Source organism: Pseudocalidococcus azoricus BACA0444 (assembly GCF_031729055.1).
GTDB classification, from domain to species: Bacteria; Cyanobacteriota; Cyanobacteriia; order Thermosynechococcales; family Thermosynechococcaceae; genus Pseudocalidococcus; species Pseudocalidococcus azoricus.
Window position 1 is genome coordinate 105,236 of the sequence record NZ_JAVMIP010000007.1, and the last position, 20,374, is coordinate 125,609.

Consider the following 20,374-nt stretch of genomic DNA (forward strand, 5'->3'; position numbering starts at 1 on the left):
GCATTACTTCAGACTACACTTAAAGAGATTATTTTGTAGCCCGTCCTCCCCAAAGTCTCTATGGCCATTATTTTTACCAACCCCACCAATGCCCCCACCGCCGGCCCCGACACCATTGTGGGTAATAACGCTAACGATACTATCAATGGCCTGGATGGAGAAGATGAACTTTATGGCGAGAGTTTTGTTGGCAGCAATAATGGCTTGGCGGGCAGTGATAACTTATATGGCGACTCTTACACAGGGTCTATCAGTGGCACTGCCTTCAATGACACGCTTTATGGAGAATTATACAACAATAGTTTTTTAAGTAACGACACGGGTGGCAACGATACTCTCTACGGGGAATATTTAAACAGCAATATTACCGGCGGGTCGGTCACGGGCGGTAATGACACTCTCTACGGGGAATACTACCTCGATAGAATCATAGGCGGCACAGTTATAGGCGGGTCTGATCGACTCTCCGGCGAATATTACAACGGCAATATTACTGGCGGCACCGTCACGGGCGGCAATGATATTCTCTACGGGGAACGATACAACAGCCTTATTGTCGATAATGCAGGCGGCACCGTCACGGGCGGCAATGATACTCTCTACGGGGAATATTACAACGGCAGCATTACAGGCGGGACGGTTACGGGCGGCAACGATACTCTCTACGGGGAGCGATACCAGAGCGATATTATCGGCGGCACTGTCACGGGCGGCAATGATGTTCTCTACGGGGAACATTACAACGGCAGTATTTCCGGCGGCACTGTCGCGGGCGGCAATGATGTTCTCTACGGGGAATTTCACAACAGCAGTATTTCTGGCGGCACGTTCACGGGCGGCAATGATGCCCTCTACGGGGAGTACTACAACAGCAGTATTGTCGGAGGCTCAGTCAGCGGTGGCAATGATATTCTCTACGGGGAATATTTCAACGCTACATTTAGAACATTCACGGGGTTTACAAGTGGCAACGATACTCTTTACGGAGAATATTACAATCAAGTCCTGAGTGGTACGGCTTCCATTTTGGGTGGTGATGATACTCTCTACGGCGAGTATTACAACGGCAGCAATACTGTTGGTGGCTCAGTCACGGGGGGTAATGATGAACTCTCCGGGGAATATTACAACAGCAGCATTTCCGGCGGGACGGTCAGGGGCGGTAATGATGAACTCTCCGGGGAATATTATAACAGCCCTTTTGTCGGTATTACAGGCGGGACGGTTACGGGGGGCAATGATACTCTTTCCGGGGAACGATACCAAGGCAATATTATCGGCGGCATCGTCATGGGAGGCAATGATGCCCTCTACGGGGAATATTACAACGGCAGTATTTCCGGTGGCCTAGTCAGGGGCGGCAATGATGTTCTCTTAGGGGAATTTTACGGCGGCGGCTTGACAGGTGATACCGTCACAGGTGGGAATGACACCCTCTATGGGGAATATTACAACAGCAACATTACTCGCGGCACAGTCACGGGCGGCAATGATGTTCTCTTTGGTGAACTTTACGGGAACGGCATTACCGGCGGCACAGTCACGGGCGGCAATGATGTTCTCTTTGGTGAATTTTACGGGAACGGCATTGCCGGCGGCACAGTCACGGGCGGTAATGATATTCTCGTGGGTGAATATTATAACAGCAGTATTGTCGGCGGCTCAATCACGGGCGGTAATGATATTCTCGTGGGTGAATATTATAACAGCAGTATTGTCGGCGGCTCAATCACGGGCGGCAATGATGTTCTCTATGGGGAGTACTATGGCGAAAACTTAACTGGGGGCAGTGTTACGGCCGGCAATGACCTTCTCTACGGGGAGTACTACAACCTATTTATCAACGGTGGAACGATTGTTGGCGGCAATGACACACTCTACGGGGAATATTTCAATGGCAGGGTAGGCGTTAATCCGGCGGGTGGCAATGACCAACTCTACGGAGAATTTTACAACCAGGCCCTGAGTGGGACAGCTTCCATTTTGGGTGGCAACGATGCACTTTACGGCGAGTATTACAACAGCAGCATTGCTGGCGGCATCGACACGGGTGGGACAGATACGCTTTATGGAGAGTTTTACAACGCTGTCATCCTAGGTGGAACGGTCATCGGTGGCGATGATGAACTCTATGGCGAATATTACAACGGCAGTATTACTGGCGGCACAGTCAGCGGTGGCGATGATAAACTCTCCGGGGAATATTACAACAGCAGTATTACTGGCGGGACGGTTGCCAGTGGTAACGATACTCTTTCCGGGGAACGATACCAAGGCGGTATTATCAGCGGCACAGTCAGCGGTGGCGATGATAAACTCTCCGGGGAATATTACAACAGCAGTATTACTGGCGGCACAGTCACAGGCGGCAATGATGTTCTCTTAGGGGAATTTCACCTCGGCGGCTTGATAGGTGGCACCGTCACAGGTGGCAATGATGCCCTCTATGGGGAATTTTACGGGAACGGCATTACCGGTGGCACCGTCACGGGCGGCAATGATGCTCTCTTTGGTGAACTTTACGGGAACGGCATTACCGGCGGCATCGTCACAGGCGGCAACGATAGTCTTTACGGGGAGTTTTACAGCAGCAGTATTTTCAGTGGCACCGTCACAGGCGGCAATGATGAACTCTACGGGGAATATTACAACAGCAGTATCACTAGCGGCACCGTCACAGGTGGCAATGATGAACTCTACGGGGAATATTTCAATGGCACGGTAGGCGTTAATCCGGCGGGTGGCAATGACCAACTCTACGGAGAATTTTACAACCAGGCCCTGAGTGGGACAGCTTCCATTTTGGGTGGCAACGATGCACTTTACGGCGAGTATTACAACAGCAGCATTGCTGGCGGCATCGACACGGGTGGGACAGATACGCTTTATGGAGAGTTTTACAACGCTGTCATCCTAGGTGGAACGGTCATCGGTGGCGATGATGAACTCTATGGCGAATATTACAACGGCAGCATTGCAGGGGGCACAATTGTAGGAGGTCATGATAGGCTCTACGGGGAGTTTTACGGTAACAACATCACAAGTGGTGAGATTATCAGCGGTAGCGACAATCTCTCCGGGGAGCATTATGCCAGCAGTATTACGGGCGGTACGGTTACAGGCGGTAATGATGCTCTCTATGGGGAGTCTTACAACAACATCACTGGAGGTATGGTTACAGGCGGTAATGATCAACTCTCGGGAGAATTTTACAATGAGAGTATTATCGATGGTACGGTCACAGGCGGCGATGATGATGTGTATGGGGAGCATTACCTCAACAGTATTACCGGAGGAATTGTTAGCGGGGGTGATGATGTTCTTTTAGGGGAGTATTACAGCAACAGTATCAATGGTGGTCTTGTCACCAGCGGTAACGATCGACTCTTTGGGGAATATTACAACAGTATTACGGGTGGTAGTGTCACAGGCGGCGATGATGCTCTCATTGGAGACTTTTATACTGGTAATATTTCCAATGGCATCGTCATAGGGGGTAATGATACTGCTGATGGCGAGTATTACCTCAACATCTCTGGTGGAACCGTCACCAGTGGCAATGATTTTATTTATGGGGAATATTACAGTGCAATTGGCGGTGGCTCAGTTGTAGGGGGTAACGACACCTTAGCTGGGGAGCAATATGGGTCAATCACGGGCGGTGTGGTTACGGCGGGTGATGACCATCTTTATGGTGAATACTATATTGGCTCCATTGACAGTGCAGCTTCGGTCAGCAGTGGTTCTGACCTGATTCACGGAGAACTCTACCAGGGCGATATTGGTGATAGTTCAGTCCAGGCCGGGAACGATACAATTTACGGCGAATACTACAACAGCAACATCAGCACTGGCACGATTACCGGCGGGAATGACACCCTTTATGGCGAAGAATATATCAGTGTAATTGCCCTAGGGACTATTGTTGCTGGCAACGACATTATTTATGGCGAATACTTCAATGGCAGTATTTCTGGCGGGGTGGTCACTGGGGGTGATGATGAAATTTACGGTGAAGCCTTTGCTGCCCTGATTTCCGCAGGTGAGATTATTGCTGGGAGTGACCAGCTTTACGGAGAGTATTTTGATAAAAACATTTCTGGAGGAACCATTACAGGCGGCGATGACACCCTCTACGGCAGTCGCTATCTGAACGGGATTTCCGGCGGCACAATTCAGGGCGGGAACGATACCCTTTATGGCGAGTACTTTAACAGTAGTATTACTGGCGGTGAGGTCACGGGGGGTGATGATGTTCTCCAAGGCGAGGCCCATTTTGCCGTCATTTCTGGTGGCACGATTACGGGCGGGGACAACTCAATTTTTGGTGAGTTTTACGCCGGCCCCATTTCCAATGCAATAGTCTATGGGGGCAATAATGATCTCCTGGGTGAGTCTTACTTTGACCTGCTCTCTGGGGGAAGCATTACCGGGGGCGATGATCTCCTGGTTGGCAACCTGATCAATGGCCCCGTAACCAATGCCACTGTAGTCGGTGGGTCTAACTATGTGGTCGGAGAGAGCTATGCCGGTAATATCGTTGATGGAGAAATTAGTGGCGGCAACGATACTTTAGTCGGCCAGGCTCTTAACAATTCCATTACCAACAGCAGTATTGAGTTAGGGAGTAACACTCTCTATGGCGAATACTACCAAGGGGAGATTAGCGGGGGTACGGTTCAGGGTGGGCAAGACCTGCTTTACGGAGAGTCCCATAGTGGGATTATCAATAGCGATGTTATTGCTGGTTGTGATGACATTTTTGGCGAATACTATGAAGCTGACATTACGGGTGGAGTTGTAATAGGTGGCAATGATCTAGCTTTTGGGGAATATATTGCCACGGTTACAGGCGGCACAGTGACGGGTGGTGATAACTACATCGCCGGGGAATATTACCAAGGAACAATTCCAACTGCTAGTGTCCAAGGCGGTAACGATACGCTCTATGGGCAATACGTGGAAACCGTTGCAGACAGCCAACTCTACAGCGGTAGTAATGGCCTTTTTGGGGAAGATTACGAAGGCATTATCACCAACGCTACGGTTCAGGGGGGAGACGATGTTCTTTATGGGCAATACATTGGCAACGTATCCGGCAATGCATTCTTAGTTAATGGTGGCCTGGGCCTGTTTGGCGAATTTTATTACGAGGAGATTATCTCATCTGAGATTTATGGTGGCAATGACACCCTCTACGGGGCCTATTACAGCAGGATTTCCGGTGGGGCCGTTGTCACGACATCTAATGATCTATTGGGCGAAGGCTTTGACTTTAACATTACCAATGCCACAATCCAGGCCGGGGATGATGTCATCTATGGGGCTTACTACGGCGAAATTTCCGGTGGTGAGGTCGCCAATGGGTTTAATTTCATCTACGGCGAAAACTATTTGGGTGACATTACCGACTCATCCATCCAACAAGGCAATGACACGATTTACGGGGCCTACTACGGCACGATTTCGGGGGGGACAGTTACTGGCGGCACGAATTATATTTCTGGGGATGAAGAACAGTGTGGCTGTGGTTCCGTCACTAATTCCACCATTACGGGCGGGGATGATGTTCTCTACGGTGATTATTACGGTGACATTTTAGGCGGTGACATTACTGCTGGGGATGATGGCCTTTATGGCGGTGGCGGGAACGATACCCTGGCAGGTGAATATTACGCTGGCTCCATTGCTTCCAGTGCGACTATCGTGGCGGGGGATGATGTTTTAGACGGTGGGGCTGGCATCGATACGGTTGACTACACAACGGTGCTATCGGGGGTGATTGCAGATTTAGAGGCAGGCATGGCTGAGGGTGGGTCTGGAGATGATGAACTCTACGACATTGAAAACCTTTTAGGCTCGGCGTTTGATGATTCTTTTGGTGGGAATGGAGATGCCAATAGCCTGATTGGGAATGGGGGAAATGATACGCTGCTAGGGCTAGACGGCAATGATTACCTAAATGGTGGTGTTGATGCCGATACGATGGTGGGTGGCATTGGTAATGATACCTATGTCGTGGATAATTCGGGCGATAACGTTACGGAAAACTCCAGTGAAGGAATTGATTTAGTCCTCTCTTCCATTACCTACAGCCTGACCCTTGACGTTGAAAACCTGACCCTAACCGGAACATCAAACCTCAATGGCACAGGAAACACCCTCAATAACACCATTACAGGAAATTCAGGGAACAATACCCTCAATGGCTCCACCGGGGCTGACCGGATGATTGGCGGGTTAGGGGATGATAGTTATCTGGTGGATAATGTCGGCGATGTGGTGGTTGAAGGGGTAGGAGAAGGACTGGATATCGTCTTTACAACCGTTACCTATAGCCTGAGTGCCAATATTGAAAATATGACCCAGGCCGGCAGCAGCAATATTGATGGCACAGGGAACGACCTTAACAATACGATTCTGGGAAATACCGGGAGTAATGTTCTCTCGGGCTTAGATGGCGATGATAGCCTGAGTGGGCGAGGGGGTAACGATACCTTATTGGGGGCCATTGGGAATGATTATCTAGACGGTGGCCCCGGTGCAGATGTTATGGAAGGAGGAGTGGGTAACGATACCTATGTCGTAGATAACCTTGGGGATGTAGTCAGTGAAAATGCTGATGCAGGGATTGACTTAGTTCTCGCTTCCCTTAGTTATAGTTTGACGGCTCATGTGGAGAACCTAACGTTGACGGGGGGGAGCAGTTTCAGCGGAACCGGAAATACTCTCAGCAACACAATTATGGGGAATAGTGGGAATAATTCCCTCAATGGCTGGACAGGAGCCGACTTTATGGCTGGGGGTCTGGGCAATGATACCTATGTGGTGGATAACGTTGGGGATGTCGTGGTTGAAAACCCATCGGCGGGGATTGACCGTGTGTTTGCCTCCCTGAGCTACAGTTTGGGAGCTAATGTTGAGAACCTCACTTTAACCGGAACCGATAATCTCAATGGCATGGGTAATGACCTCAACAACACCCTTGCAGGAAATTCAGGGAACAATACCCTTAATGGCTTGACGGGGGCTGACCGGATGATTGGCGGGTTAGGGGATGATAGTTATCTGGTGGATAATGTCGGCGATGTGGTGGTTGAAGGGGTAGGAGAAGGACTGGATATCGTCTTTACAACCGTTACCTATAGCCTGAGTGCCAATATTGAAAATATGACCCAGGCCGGCAGCAGCAATATTGATGGCACAGGGAACGACCTTAACAATACGATTCTGGGAAACTCTGGAAATAATATTTTATCTGGTTTAAATGGAGATGATAGTCTGAATGGGCGGGTAGGGAACGATACCTTAGTCGGCGGCTTCGGTCTGGATGTCTTGACTGGGGGGCCTGGGAATGATGCGTTTCGATTTAATGCGCCAAATCAAGGATTGGATACCCTGACTGACTTTAGTAAAGTGTTGGGGAACGTTGACCAGATCCAGGTCTTGGCGACTGGGTTTGGGGGTGGCTTGACGACGGGGGTTTTACTGGCGAGTCAGTTTCATTTAGGGACTGCGGCTACAACCCCCACCCAGCGATTTATCTATAACCAACCCAATGGATTTCTGTTCTTTGATGTGGATGGGTCGGGAAGCACAAGTCAGGTGCATTTTGCCACGTTGAGTAACAAGCCCAATTTAACGTTTACGGATATTGTTGTCGTTTAAGGTTAGGATTGGACTCATTTAATGTGATTGCTTGTTGGCCTGGTTCTGGGTTCTTTTTTCCATGACCCAAGATAATCTATGCAAATCCCTAGTGGAAAGCAACCCCAGGCCCTTGGTCACATGGCTCTTAGGTCAATCGGTTAGTGATACTGACATTAACATCCTCAAAACTGAGCTATCCATAGAACCGATCCGGGCCGATTTTGTCAGTTTTTTAGATGTAGGTAGTCAAATTCTACACCTAGAATTTCAAACCCAACCCGACCCAGAAATGCCCTTACGAATGTTGGATTATTACACGAGGCTTTATCGTCAGTATCGCCGTCCAGTTAAGCAAATCGTCTTATTTCTCAAACCCACCACTTCAATCCAGGTGCAAGTCAATCATTTTGAAACCGAAAACACAATCCATCGCTATCAAGTTGTCCGACTATGGGAAGTAGAAGCGACAGACCTTTTACCTTTTCCCAGCCTCTGGCCCCTAGCAATTTTAGCAAAAACTGAAAACCCAGAAAATTTGTTAACGGAGGTAGCCCAACGCTTAGAGACTTTAGAAAACCGCTCAGAACGTATTACCCTGACAACTTACACGTACTTGCTGGGTGGGCTAAAGTTTAGAGAAGAGGTATTAGAGCAGTTGTTACGGGAGGAAATCATGCAGGAATCTGTAACCTATCGGCGGTTAGTCCAAACCAGTGAAGAGCGCGGGCGACAAGAAGGACGACAAGAAGGGGAAGTTTTGCTAACCCTACATCTCCTCCAACACAAATTTGGCCCTCTGTCCGATGACCTCAGTCAACAAATCCGTAGCTTATCTATTCCCCAACTGGAAAACCTGGCCGAGAGCCTTCTCGATTTTCAAACCCCCGCTGACTTGATCACCTGGCTCAATAAAATTCTCTCTTAAAAAATCATCAAAGCAGAATTAAGTTTTATTTTAGTTGTTATCTCTAGCTGCACCAGCCTAGATAGTAGGTCACACTGGACTTAAGAAGAATTAGCTGTCCCTCCGCTTCCCGGTATCTCTATGGCCATCATCTTTACTAACCCCACCAATGCCCCCACTGCTGGCCCCGACACCATTGTGGGCGATAACGCAAATGACATAATCAATGGACTGGACGGGGCAGACTTGCTTCTGGGCGAATCCTTCACAGGCTCAGTCAGTGGTGCAGCAGGTAACGATGTTCTTTATGGCGATTCTTTCTCAGGCTCTGTCAGTGGCATGGCCTGGAGTGACAGCCTCTTTGGAGAGCGTTACTTCAGCGGGATCACGGGCGGTATAGTTTCTGGTGGGGATGATACTCTCTATGGCGAATATTACTTGAGTGGGATTGCTGGCGGCATAGTTTCTGGGGCAGATGATTATCTCTACGGTGAAATTTACGATGGCAACATTACAGGTAGTACAGTCTCCGGAGGCAATGATTATCTATATGGCGAGTACTACAACAGCAGCATTACGGGAGGCACGGTTACTGGAGGGAGTGACGTTCTCTTAGGGGAGCGCTATGGTGGCGAAATTACAGGTGGCACGGTCTCAGTCTCTGGGGGACATGACATACTCTATGGGGAGTATTACTTCGGTGAGATTGCGGGTGGCGTAGTCGCTGGAGCCAGTGATGGTCTCTACGGCGAGATTTACATCAGCAGTATCACGGGTGGGACAGTTACTGGGGGTGACGATGCTCTCTATGGGGAGTACTACAACAGCAGTATCACCGGGAGCACAGTTACAGCAGCGGGTGATTTTCTTTACGGTGAGTACTACAACAGTCGCATCATAGGAGGGACGGTTTTAGGGGGGCATGATACTCTCTATGGCGAGTACTACAACAGCAGCATTACGGGAGGCACGGTTACAGCAGCGGGTGATTATCTCTACGGTGAAATTTACGATAGCAGCATCACAACCAGCACCGTTACCGGGGGCAATGATGTCCTCTATGGGGAGTATTACAACAGCATTACCGGTGGCACAGTTTCTGGGGGGAGTGATATTCTCTTCGGGGAGCGTTATGCTAGCGAAATTACGAGCAGCACCGTCTCCGTTGTTGGTGGCAATGATTCTCTCTGCGGAGAATATTACTTCGGTGAGATTGCGGGTGGCGTAGTCGCTGGAGCCAGTGATGGTCTCTACGGCGAGATTTACATCAGCAGTATCACGGGTGGGACAGTTACTGGGGGTGACGATGCTCTCTATGGGGAGTACTACAACAGCAGTATCACCGGGAGCACAGTTACAGCAGCGGGTGATTTTCTTTACGGTGAGTACTACAACAGTCGCATCATAGGAGGGACGGTTTTAGGGGGGCATGATACTCTCTATGGCGAGTACTACAACAGCAGCATTACGGGAGGCACGGTTACAGCAGCGGGTGATTATCTCTACGGTGAAATTTACGATAGCAGCATCACAACCAGCACCGTTACCGGGGGCAATGATGTCCTCTATGGGGAGTATTACAACAGCATTACCGGTGGCACAGTTTCTGGGGGGAGTGATATTCTCTTCGGGGAGCGTTATGCTAGCGAAATTACGAGCAGCACCGTCTCCGTTGTTGGTGGCAATGATTCTCTCTGCGGAGAATATTACTTCGGTGAGATTGCGGGTGGCGTAGTCGCTGGAGCCAGTGATGGTCTCTACGGCGAGATTTACATCAGCAGTATCACGGGTGGGACAGTTACTGGGGGTGACGATGCTCTCTATGGGGAGTACTACAACAGTGGTATCACGGATGGCGTTGTTACCGGGGGCAATGACGAGCTTTATGGCGAATACTATAACGCGACGATTGGCAGTGCAGCTGTAGTCATTAGTGGGGCAGACCTGATTTATGGTGAACTTTATCAGGGCGATATTGGTGATAGTTCAGTCCAGTCCGGGAACGATACAATTTACGGCGAATACTACAACAGCAACATCAGCACTGGCACGATTACCGGCGGGAATGACACCCTTTATGGCGAAGAATATATCAGTGTAATTGCCCTAGGGACTATTGTTGCTGGCAACGACATTATTTATGGCGAATACTTCAATGGCAGTATTTCTGGCGGGGTGGTCACTGGGGGTGATGATGAAATTTACGGTGAAGCCTTTGCCGCTCTAATTTCTGCGGGTGAGATCAGCGGTGGCAATAATCAGTTATATGGCGAATATTTTGACAAACAGATTTCCGGGGGAACCGTTATCGGTGGGAATGACACCCTCTACGGCAGTCGCTATTTCAGCGGGATTTCCGGCGGCATCATTGAGGGCGGGAGTAACAGTCTTTATGGTGAATTTTTCAACAGCAGCATTACCGGCGGTGAGGTCAACAGTGGCGATGATGTTCTCATTGGTGAGTCCCACTTTGACGTAATCTCTGCGGGTTCCATTGCGGGGGGGAGCGACACCCTCGTTGGTGACTATTTCCAAGGCAGTATTTCAAACGCCATCGTCAATGGGGGCGATAATGTCCTGATCGGGGAAGAGTATGTCAATTTCCTCTCGGGTGGCACAGTTACAGGCGGCGATGATCTCCTTGTTGGTCAGTTGGTGAATGGAGAGGTCAATAATGCCACGATTGTTGGTGCATTTAACGTTCTGTCCGGTGAAGATTATCTCAGCAACATCATCGGCGGGGAGATTAGTGGGGGCAACGATACCCTAGCCGGCCATGTTTTTAACAACACCATCACCAACAGCAGCATTGATTTAGACAGTAATTTACTCTATGGCGAATACTACGGCGGTGAGATTGGTGGCGGTATAGTCAGCGGAGGCAATGATCAGCTTTATGGTTACGCCATCGCGGGCATCATCGGCGGAGATCTAACCACAGGTAGTAATGAACTTGCTGGAGAATACTATGCCGCAGACATTACTAACGGTGAAGTTATTGGCGGTGATGACATTATCTATGGGGAATCCCTGGAGCTAATTGATGGCCTGGTTGCCTTCAGTGGTGGGCATTCTATTTATGGGGAATACTATGGTGGTGAAATTACCGGGGGCACAATTCAGGGGGGTGACGATACGCTCTATGGTCAGCGGTTTGTCACCATTACCAACAGTGATCTGAGTACAACTCAAAACTTAGTCGCTGGGGAATATTTTGACTTCGATATTTCTGGCGGAACCATCCAATCTGGTAATGATGTTCTATACGGCCTCTCGGTTGAGACAGTTACTGATAGCTCCCTGCAAACTGGCTTAAACCTCATTACGGGAGAATCCTATCTTGGGCCGGTTACCAATACTACGATCCAAGATGGCAACGATACCCTTTATGGCAATTATTTTGGCACTGTTACGAACAGCACAATTTTTACTGGACTCAATCAGATTTATGGTGAGGAGTATGGGGATTTAACAAATAGCTCTGTCAACGCCGGGGATGATCTCATCTACGGGGCTTACTTTGGCACCATTACCAGCGGCGAGATTAGCTGGGGAGCCAACTTTCTTTTGGGTGAGGGTGATTTTGGTGACTTAACAGGCAGCACGATTCAGGCCGGGGATGACACGATTTACGGGGCCTATTTTGGGCTTATTTCCGGTGGCACAATTACAGGATTTGGGAATCAAATTGAAGGTGGAGATCCCTGTGGTTGTAGCAGTAGCACCTCCTTTATTAGCGGCAATGATGTGGGCTATGGGGAATACTTCGGTACTATTTCTGGCGGGATAGTCACGGCGGGTACAGATCAGATCAATGGCGGAACGGGGAACGACACTCTCTATGGCGAATACTACGGCAGCATCAATGCCCCTAGCGGTGAAATTACGGGTGGGGATGATGTTATTTGGGGTGAATTTTTAGGGGAGATTGTCACCGATACGGTTGTTGGCAATGATGAACTCTATGGCGAGTTTTACCAAACCATCCAAAATTCCAGTGTCACCAGTGGTAATGACCTGATCTTTGGCCAGTATTACCAAGAAAACATTGTCAATGTCTCAGTCAGTGGCGGCAATGACACGATCTATGGCGAGTATGTCCAGGGCTTAATTGATACCAGTACGGTTGTTGGTGGGGATGACACTCTCTATGGGGACTACTACGAAGGCAGTATTCTTGGCTCAACCGTTGTTGCTGGCAATGACCTGATCCATGGCGATGCTTTTGTCGGGGGAGTAGTTAACAGTTCTGTCAGTGGTGGCAATGACCTCATCTATGGCGACTATTTTGAGTCGGGGATTGATACCTCAGAAGTTGTAGCTGGGAATAACTCACTTTTTGGTGGCTTAGGAAATGATGTTCTCTATGGACAGTCTTTTAGCGGCGTAACTACCAGCAGCAGCATTACCGGGGGCAATGATTATCTGGATGGTGGAGCCGGAGCCGATACGATGTTTGGCAGCATTGGGGATGATACCTATGTTGTCGATAATGCTGGGGATGTTGTGACTGAAAATACTAATCAAGGCACTGATTTAGTTCTCTCTTTCATTACCTACAGCTTGACCGCCAATGTTGAGAACTTAACCTTAACTGGAACGTCAAACCTCAATGGCACAGGCAACGAACTGAATAACACGATTACGGGAAATTCAGGGAACAATACCCTTAATGGCTCCACCGGGGCTGACCGGATGATTGGCGGGTTAGGGGATGATAGCTATCTGGTGGATAATGTCGGCGATGTGGTGGTTGAAGGGGTAGGAGAAGGACTGGATATCGTCTTTACAACCGTTACCTATAGCCTGAGTGCCAATATTGAAAATATGACCCAGGCCGGCAGCAGCAATATTGATGGCACAGGGAACGACCTTAACAATACGATTCTGGGAAACTCTGGAAATAATATTTTATCTGGTTTAAATGGAGATGATAGTCTGAATGGGCGGCTGGGGAACGATACCTTAGTCGGCGGCTTTGGACTGGATGTCTTGACTGGGGGGTCTGGGAATGATGCGTTTCGATTTAATGCGCCAAATCAAGGATTGGATACGATGACCGATTTTAGAAAAGTCTCAGGTAATCAGGATCAAATTCAGGTACTCGCAACTGGTTTTGGCGGGGGCTTAACGACAGGAACATTATCAGCGAGTCAGTTTCATTTAGGGGCTGCGGCTACAACCACCACCCAGCGATTTATCTATAACCAACCCAATGGATTTTTATTCTTTGATGTGGATGGGTCAGGCAGTGCTTCTCAAATCCACTTTGCCACTCTCAGTAACCGCCCGAGTTTGACCAATACAGATATTTGGGTTGTCTAAAATCGAATATTGTTGTAGGGTATTGGCAACATTGTTAACTTTTATATCCCCAAAGCAAAGGACAACTCTATGGAAGATATGCAAAAACAGCCCAAGCGGCTCCCCTATACTTCACCAAAGTTAGTTGTGCTTGGGAGAGTGGATACTCTGACGCAAGTTGAGTGTGGCGGTGGTGATGATGGCTTGGGTGCTGGTACCGGGCCGGGTGGGTGTAGCTAATTGTTCAAAAAGAACTTTAACGAGCAAAGCTAGTTCCAGATGTAATTGGAGAACTGGGATATTTCCACCATTCCATACTCTGTCTCCAGGCCCGGCTTTTAGGCTCTAATTCCTGGAAACTAGCGGCAACCGCACTAAACACCGCATCTACTTCAGCCAGGGGAACTTGCTGGGCCGCCTCTAACTTAATTCCTAAGCGGCTTCCCGTACTTAAGCGGACAATATAAAACTCTTGATAAATTGGATCCGTGGGGTTTTTAACTAATGCCTCGCCCTGAAGCCGTCGCCCAAACATGACGCGATTGACTGGAGTAATTGGATTAACCAAGGGCCCAGTGCCAAGGCTATAGCGTAAATAACTCATCAGTTCCACTGTGGACAAACTCCCGAGAATACTATCGGCGGCGGGAATTTCCTGAATCCCAACTAATAATTCATGCTCACCGGGTGTGGCCACGGGGGGATAAACAACTGCAACTCCATCTGCAATAGCTCGGGGTGGTGAAAAGGGGCCGGGGGTTTGAAAGGTAATACCCAAGAGATTATAGGTCTGGGGGCTGGGTTGTGGCTGGGCTGTGACGCTTCTGACTGGGGCAAAAATGGCAACACCAATGATACTACTTGAGATTAGTGCGCTAATGCCAAGGGATGTTAAATAAGGTCGTATCATGGGAGTCTTAACTAGTCCATCACCAACAATGCTAAATGTATCTGGCAAGTTAGGATTCTATGCAACTCTAGGGCTTGGCCTGGGGGAGTTTTCCGATCTTTCGGGTCAGATGGACTCTGATGGCAAACTGATTGTTATGGGGATCTAGGATCGTGCGTCAGGGAACTGCTTTCACCCTTCTTGCCTCCTTAGCGGTTACGGCGGGCTTATTAGGGGCAGGATTTTGGGCATTGAACCGTTATGCTCCAGGCCTGGTTAATTCTTCTCCCCCTGGTTCGACTTCATCCCAGGCCCAGATGACCCGCTTGACCCTTTTGGGAGATACGTTCAGCGGCTACAGTACCTTTCGGAATCCTCAATTTCTCCAGGCCCTTCAAGAATCCGGGATTGAGTTGATATATAAAGATGAATTTGACCAGGCAGCACGGGCTAAAACCCTCGGAGAGAACCAAGCGGATTTGGTGGTAACGACCCTAGATCAGTTCCTCGCCCAACGCCCCCAAGGCAAAATTGTTGGCCTGATTGACCGCACCGTTGGAGCCGATGCTGTTGTCCTGAATACTCGTCAATACCCCCAATTGAAATCCCTCTTAGACTTACAAACCCTAGTTAAGCAACGCCAACAGGCCGGTCAACCTGTCAGTATGGCCTTTGCTGCGGATACGCCTAGTGAATTTTTAGCTCTGGTGTTAGATACAAAATTTGATGCCTTTAATTTAAGTGACTTTAAGGTGGTTAAGGTTGCCGATGCCTCCGAGGCCTGGAAACTGATGCAAGACCCCCAGCAAAATATTGCGCTCGCAGTGTTGTGGGAACCCTATGTCACCCAGGCCAGGCAAGCTCAAAATACGGTGATATTGTCCAGTCAAGATGCGCCCACCTCCATTGTGGATGTGATTGTTGCCAGTGATCGCTTAATTCAGTCCCAGCCAGTGGTGATCACAACATTTTTAGAAAACTACTACCGCCGCATTGATGCCAACATTCGTGTTTCGGCTCAACTCCAAGACCAAATTGCCCAAGATGGGAACTTAACTCCTGCTGATGCGGCCACTGTCCTGCGAGGCATTGAGTTTTTCACCGCCCCCGAAGCCCTGCAATGGATGCAGAAAAAAATTCTCCAGCAACGAATCCAGGCCACGGCTGCCATTTTAGTTTTAGCAGGGCGACTGAGCCAACTTCCCAGTGATCCCCAGGCCCTCTATACACCCGAATTTTTGACGCGGGCTGCCACCAACACCCAAACCCTGATTGATCTAGTCCGGGCCGATAATCCAGGCCTGGCCGATAAATTAGCAGGGGCCCAAAACCGCACAACCCCCGCCAAACCAGTCACGGCTCAACAGGTTGCCACAGCCACTAACATTGGGAATTTGCAAGTTCGTGGAGAAGTAAAATTTGCCACAGGCTCGGCCCAACTCACAGCCGCGAGCACGAAAACTCTCCAAGCCTTAGCCCGTGATATTAGCGAATTTAATCCAGCCACCGTGGCCGTCCGGGTGATTGGCCATACCTCGCGGACAGGATCAGCCAGTTTCAACCAAAGTTTAAGTCAACAGCGGGCCCAGGTGGTGGCCAATTTCCTCAAAGCGGAAGGGGTTAAACCAACTGTGGTTGCGGAAGGCAAAGGATTTAGTCAGCCCCTGAGTGGTATCTCTCCAGCCGATGTGCAGAATCAGCGGACAGAAATTCGCCTGGTGCGGGTGAACTGAACTAGAAAATGCTGCCAAAGAACTCAATGGCTTCCCCGAGGGCAATGGTCAGGGCATCAATTTCAGCCAAGGTATTGTAAAAATATAAACTAGCCCGAGCCGTTGATTGAACTCCCAAATGACGGTGTAAGGGTTGCGTACAGTGGTGTCCAGCCCGAATGGCAATTCCCGACTCATCTAAAATTGTCGAAAGGTCGTGGGGATGCACCTCACCAGCGGTAAAACTAACCAAGGCTGCCCGCCCAAAGCCATCTTGATCCGGAGCCGGGCCGAGCAGAGTTAGGCCTGGGATTTGACTGAGGTTATTCCAGAGATATTGGGTCAGGGCTGCCTCGTAATTATGAATCGCTTCCATCCCCACTACATTGAGATAATCTATGGCTGCTCCCAAGGCAATAGCCTCACCAATGGCGGGTGTTCCGGCTTCAAATTTATGGGGTAAGTCGGCATAGGTGGCATGGTCAAAAAAGACATCCGCAATCATTTCTCCGCCGCCCAGAAATGGTGGCATGGAACGGAGTAAATCCAGTTTTCCATAGAGAAAGCCGATTCCCGTCGGGGCACACATCTTATGTCCCGAGGCCACCAGCCAATCACAATCAAGGGCCTGGACATCGAGTTTCATGTGGGGCGCACTTTGGCAAGCATCAATTAAAACCTTTGCGCCAACAGCATGGGCTAACTCGGCAATTTGGGCCACAGGCGTGATGCAGCCTAAGGTGTTAGAAACATGAACGACTGCAACCAGTTTAGTTTTATCCGATAATAGGGTTTGAAATTGGGGCAGGTTGAAGGATTGTTGTGCATCCAACTCCACAAACTTAAGGATAGCTCCCGTTTTTTGAGCCACCAGTTGCCAAGGGATTAAATTACTGTGATGTTCAAAGACTGTGAGGATAATTTCATCCCCAGGCCCCAAATTACTCAACCCCCAACTATAGGCAACTAAATTGATTGCTTCACTGGCATTACGGGTATAGACAATTTCCTGACGAGAGCGGGCATTGATGAATTCAGCAACTTTATCCCGAGCACCTTCATAGGCAGTCGTGGCTTTATCACTGAGGGTATGGACACCGCGATGGACATTGGCGTTGTAGCCCTGATAATAGTCCACCAAAGTTTGAATCACGGCCTGGGGCTTTTGGGAGGTGGCAGCATTATCCAAATAGACGAGGGGTTTGCCGTGGACTTGTTGCTGAAGAATTGGAAAGTCGGCACGGATCAGATCCGCAAGGGGGCGAGTTTGGGTCAGTGTCATGGGGGATATACCAAGCTACGGGCTAGGAGGGGAGAAGTTAGACCTCGGTGATCGGTAGGAGGGGAAGGGCAGCTAAGTTGGTTTGACTTTTACCTATTGATATTGAGATCATAGTTGAGAAACGCCTAGCTTACAAATTCTCTAGGGTTAAAATTTTCAAGAGGGAATTTTAAGATAAAAGGGCATCCTTGATGTTCGGAAAGCCAAGGTGGGGGATTGGGCGAGGACAGAAGCAATTGCTTGGCCTTGGTGATGTTTAACTCGAGCAGGGGCCATAACGGTTAACCGTTCTAACTGGCTGCCCTTAAGACTTCGTGGCAGTAACGACATTGATAGGTGACTCCCCGGCGAATTTTTGTTTGGCGATGGGCAGAAATAAAATGTTCAGAGCAATGGCAGAGATAGCGATACCGTTTTTGCCGGAGTTTAAGACCTGATACATCCATTTGGTGAGTGCGCCGGGGGGATTGACCAATCCAGGCCATCAGTTCTTGCCAATGGGGATCATGGCCTCGGGCCTGATAGAGGCGGTGGGCAAGAATATGGGCCAACTCATGGAGATAGGTGGGAATTAACTCGGTGGGGTTTTGGAGCAGCAATCTATAGTTGAGTTTGATTTCCTGGCCGCCAATGGCCCGCCCCGCACAACTCCGCATTCGCTGACTAAAACTGACCATGACAGCTTGATCGAGGAAACGGACTTGGTGGGGGCTGAGATAGGGTTGGAGGTGCTGAAGGGCCTGGTCGTGGGCGGCGATAATCTGAGTCTTAAACAGCCGGCCGGGTTCTTCTCCAAGATTAACGGTTCCCAGTTGAAAGTGAATGTCCATTAAGCATCCAGACTATGTGCCAGTTCCCAGGGCGTAATTACCTGATTAAACCCTTGCCATTCTTGGTGCTTGAGTTTTAGATAAGCCGTGACAAAGGGTTTGCCCAAGGCCTGGGTGAGGGTTTGATTGGTTTCCAAGTTGCGCAAGGCATCTAAAAGATTACCCGGTAATTTTGGGGCAGTCTCGCAGGGGAGAGGATTGGTGTAGTTGTTATTGTCATGGCGGGGGCCGGGGTCGAGCTTTTGCTCAATGCCTGCTAATCCACTGGCAATTAAAGCCGCAGGGAGTAAATAGGGGTTGGCGGCTCCATCGGCTAAACGAAATTCAAACCGGCCCGCATCCGGAATCCGAATCGTGTGGGTGCGATTATTACCGCTGTAACTAATGGAATTAGGCGACCAAGTTGCTCCAGAGGTGGTGACGGGGGCATTAATCCGTTTGTAGGAGTTGATAGTTGGATTGCTGATGGCACAGAGGGCCTGGGTATTTTTGAGGACTCCGGCAATAAAGTGATAAGCCAAGCTTGAGAGGCCCAGTTCACCGGCTTCATCTAAAAAGAGATTCTGTTCTCCAGTCCCATCCCAAACCGAGAGATGAGTATGGCAGCCATTCCCCGTCAGATGGGCAAACGGTTTTGGCATAAAGGTGGCCCGGAACCCGTGTTTTTCGGCAATGGATCTGACCATGAACTTGAAAAAGGCATGACGGTCGGCCGTAACCAAAGCATCTGCATATTGCCAGTTCATCTCAAATTGACCATTGGCATCTTCATGATCGTTTTGGTATGCGCCCCACCCCAGGCCAAGCATGGCATCACATATTTCAGCAATAACCTCAAACCGCCGCATTAGGGATTGTTGGTCATAGCAGGGTTTGGGTTGTAAATCTTCAGGATCAGATAGAGCTAACTCCTCTGCTGCCAAAAGGAAAAACTCACACTCGACCCCCGTTTTGATCTGATAGCCTAAATTCGCGGCTTGCTTTAAAACCCGCTTCAGCACCAGCCGGGGAGTTTGCCCAATTTCTTCACACTGGGGAGTCACTAAGTCTGCGGCTAACCAGGCCACCTCAGGTTTCCAAGGCAATTGAATTAGTGTATCTAGGTCGGGAATGGCTAAGACATCTGGATCTGCTGGGGTTAAATCTAACCAGGCCGCAAACCCGGCAAACCCTGCCCCATTGGTGGCCATCGTATCAATAGCAGCAGTCGGAACCAGTTTTGAACGTTGGATGCCAAACAGATCGGTAAAACTAATCAGGAAATAGCGGATGCCACGATTACGGGCGGTTTCATAGAGGTAGGTCATAGGAGTAAATGTAGTTAGTTTTACAAGAATAGGAAATTTCGGATCATGTGTATTTTGATAAGACCAAATTACAATTTAACTATTTTTACATAATGTTTATCCAATACTTCAAGAATATTAGGATTAAAGAATTTCTTACTTACACTATGGTGATTACCAGGGTCTAATTTGCGGATTTTACAATATTTTTCATTTTCTATTATTGTTCTTCTGAGATTATGATATTTCTGGGATATCTTAAAATCTTGATCTCTTTCTTGGCATTTCTTAGTGAGCTTATCGCAATCCCAAGGAAATTTCTCTGTAATATCTTCTTCAGAATACCTAATTTCTGTTGCTTCAGAGTTATTTATAAATTTTACTTGAAGTGCTTCTTTGACAGAAGTATTAAAATATAATTTAAAAGATTAAAAAGATAATGAAGTGCAGTGTTTTCCACATACATACAGCATTTTTCATGACTAGTTGGCACAGTAGCAACAGTGGGTAAAATAAT

The 20,374-nt window shown here is 48.8% G+C and carries 9 protein-coding genes; 5 read left to right on the plus strand and 4 right to left on the minus strand.

The genetic code is table 11. From position 1 onward, the window contains the following. Positions 1–60 precede the first annotated feature (60 nt). The 4 genes from RIF25_RS09025 to RIF25_RS09040 all read left to right on the plus strand — a co-directional run bounded on the left by RIF25_RS09025 (position 61) and on the right by RIF25_RS09040 (position 14,098). On the plus strand, positions 61–7,668 hold the full coding sequence (locus RIF25_RS09025) for a beta strand repeat-containing protein (RefSeq protein ID WP_322878219.1): 7,608 nt from the start codon (positions 61–63) through the stop codon (positions 7,666–7,668). Between the two features lie 61 nt (positions 7,669–7,729). After that, the gene (locus RIF25_RS09030; RefSeq protein ID WP_322878220.1) at positions 7,730–8,575 is read left to right on the plus strand and encodes an Rpn family recombination-promoting nuclease/putative transposase; all 846 of its coding nucleotides are present in this window, start codon (positions 7,730–7,732) and stop codon (positions 8,573–8,575) included. A 120-nt stretch (positions 8,576–8,695) separates the two neighbouring features. After that, a complete protein-coding gene (locus RIF25_RS09035; protein ID WP_322878221.1) occupies positions 8,696–13,879 on the plus strand; it encodes a beta strand repeat-containing protein in 5,184 nt (1,727 codons plus the stop codon). A gap of 69 nt (positions 13,880–13,948) precedes the next feature. Then, positions 13,949–14,098 carry a hypothetical protein gene (locus RIF25_RS09040; RefSeq protein WP_322878222.1) on the plus strand — a complete coding sequence of 50 codons (150 nt, stop codon included), beginning with the start codon at positions 13,949–13,951 and terminating at the stop codon, positions 14,096–14,098. Positions 14,099–14,114: 16 nt separating this feature from the next. Here RIF25_RS09040 and RIF25_RS09045 read toward each other — a convergent pair whose 3' ends face one another. Continuing rightward, positions 14,115–14,768 carry a hypothetical protein gene (locus RIF25_RS09045; RefSeq protein ID WP_322878223.1) on the minus strand — a complete coding sequence of 218 codons (654 nt, stop codon included), beginning with the start codon at positions 14,766–14,768 and terminating at the stop codon, positions 14,115–14,117. Positions 14,769–14,920: 152 nt separating this feature from the next. Here RIF25_RS09045 and RIF25_RS09050 point away from each other — a divergent pair, with 152 nt between their 5' ends. Then, positions 14,921–16,480 carry a phosphate ABC transporter substrate-binding/OmpA family protein gene (locus RIF25_RS09050; protein ID WP_322878224.1) on the plus strand — a complete coding sequence of 520 codons (1,560 nt, stop codon included), beginning with the start codon at positions 14,921–14,923 and terminating at the stop codon, positions 16,478–16,480. Between the two features lies 1 nt (position 16,481). On the opposite strand, the gene RIF25_RS09055 is transcribed toward RIF25_RS09050, so the two are convergent. From RIF25_RS09055 to glnT, 3 genes are all read right to left on the minus strand, one after another. Continuing rightward, a complete protein-coding gene (locus RIF25_RS09055; protein WP_322878225.1) occupies positions 16,482–17,741 on the minus strand; it encodes a SufS family cysteine desulfurase in 1,260 nt (419 codons plus the stop codon). A 290-nt stretch (positions 17,742–18,031) separates the two neighbouring features. After that, positions 18,032–18,571, minus strand: coding sequence for a SprT family zinc-dependent metalloprotease (locus tag RIF25_RS09060; RefSeq protein WP_322878226.1), 540 nt, complete (start codon positions 18,569–18,571; stop codon positions 18,032–18,034). Beyond that, a complete protein-coding gene (gene glnT, locus RIF25_RS09065; RefSeq protein WP_322878227.1) occupies positions 18,571–19,878 on the minus strand; it encodes a type III glutamate--ammonia ligase in 1,308 nt (435 codons plus the stop codon). Before glnT ends, RIF25_RS09060 begins: the two co-directional genes overlap by 1 nt. Positions 19,879–20,374 lie beyond the last annotated feature (496 nt).

Excerpts from the sequence above, each read along its gene's own strand:
- RIF25_RS09025 (WP_322878219.1), top strand. The coding sequence starts at position 61 with ATGGCCATTATTTTTACCAACCCCACCAATGCCCCCACCGCCGGCCCC.
- RIF25_RS09030 (WP_322878220.1), top strand. The coding sequence starts at position 7,730 with ATGACCCAAGATAATCTATGCAAATCCCTAGTGGAAAGCAACCCCAGG.
- RIF25_RS09035 (WP_322878221.1), top strand. The coding sequence starts at position 8,696 with ATGGCCATCATCTTTACTAACCCCACCAATGCCCCCACTGCTGGCCCC.
- RIF25_RS09040 (WP_322878222.1), top strand. The coding sequence starts at position 13,949 with ATGGAAGATATGCAAAAACAGCCCAAGCGGCTCCCCTATACTTCACCA.
- RIF25_RS09045 (WP_322878223.1), bottom strand. The coding sequence starts at position 14,768 with ATGATACGACCTTATTTAACATCCCTTGGCATTAGCGCACTAATCTCA.
- RIF25_RS09055 (WP_322878225.1), bottom strand. The coding sequence starts at position 17,741 with ATGACACTGACCCAAACTCGCCCCCTTGCGGATCTGATCCGTGCCGAC.
- RIF25_RS09060 (WP_322878226.1), bottom strand. The coding sequence starts at position 18,571 with ATGGACATTCACTTTCAACTGGGAACCGTTAATCTTGGAGAAGAACCC.
- glnT (WP_322878227.1), bottom strand. The coding sequence starts at position 19,878 with ATGACCTACCTCTATGAAACCGCCCGTAATCGTGGCATCCGCTATTTC.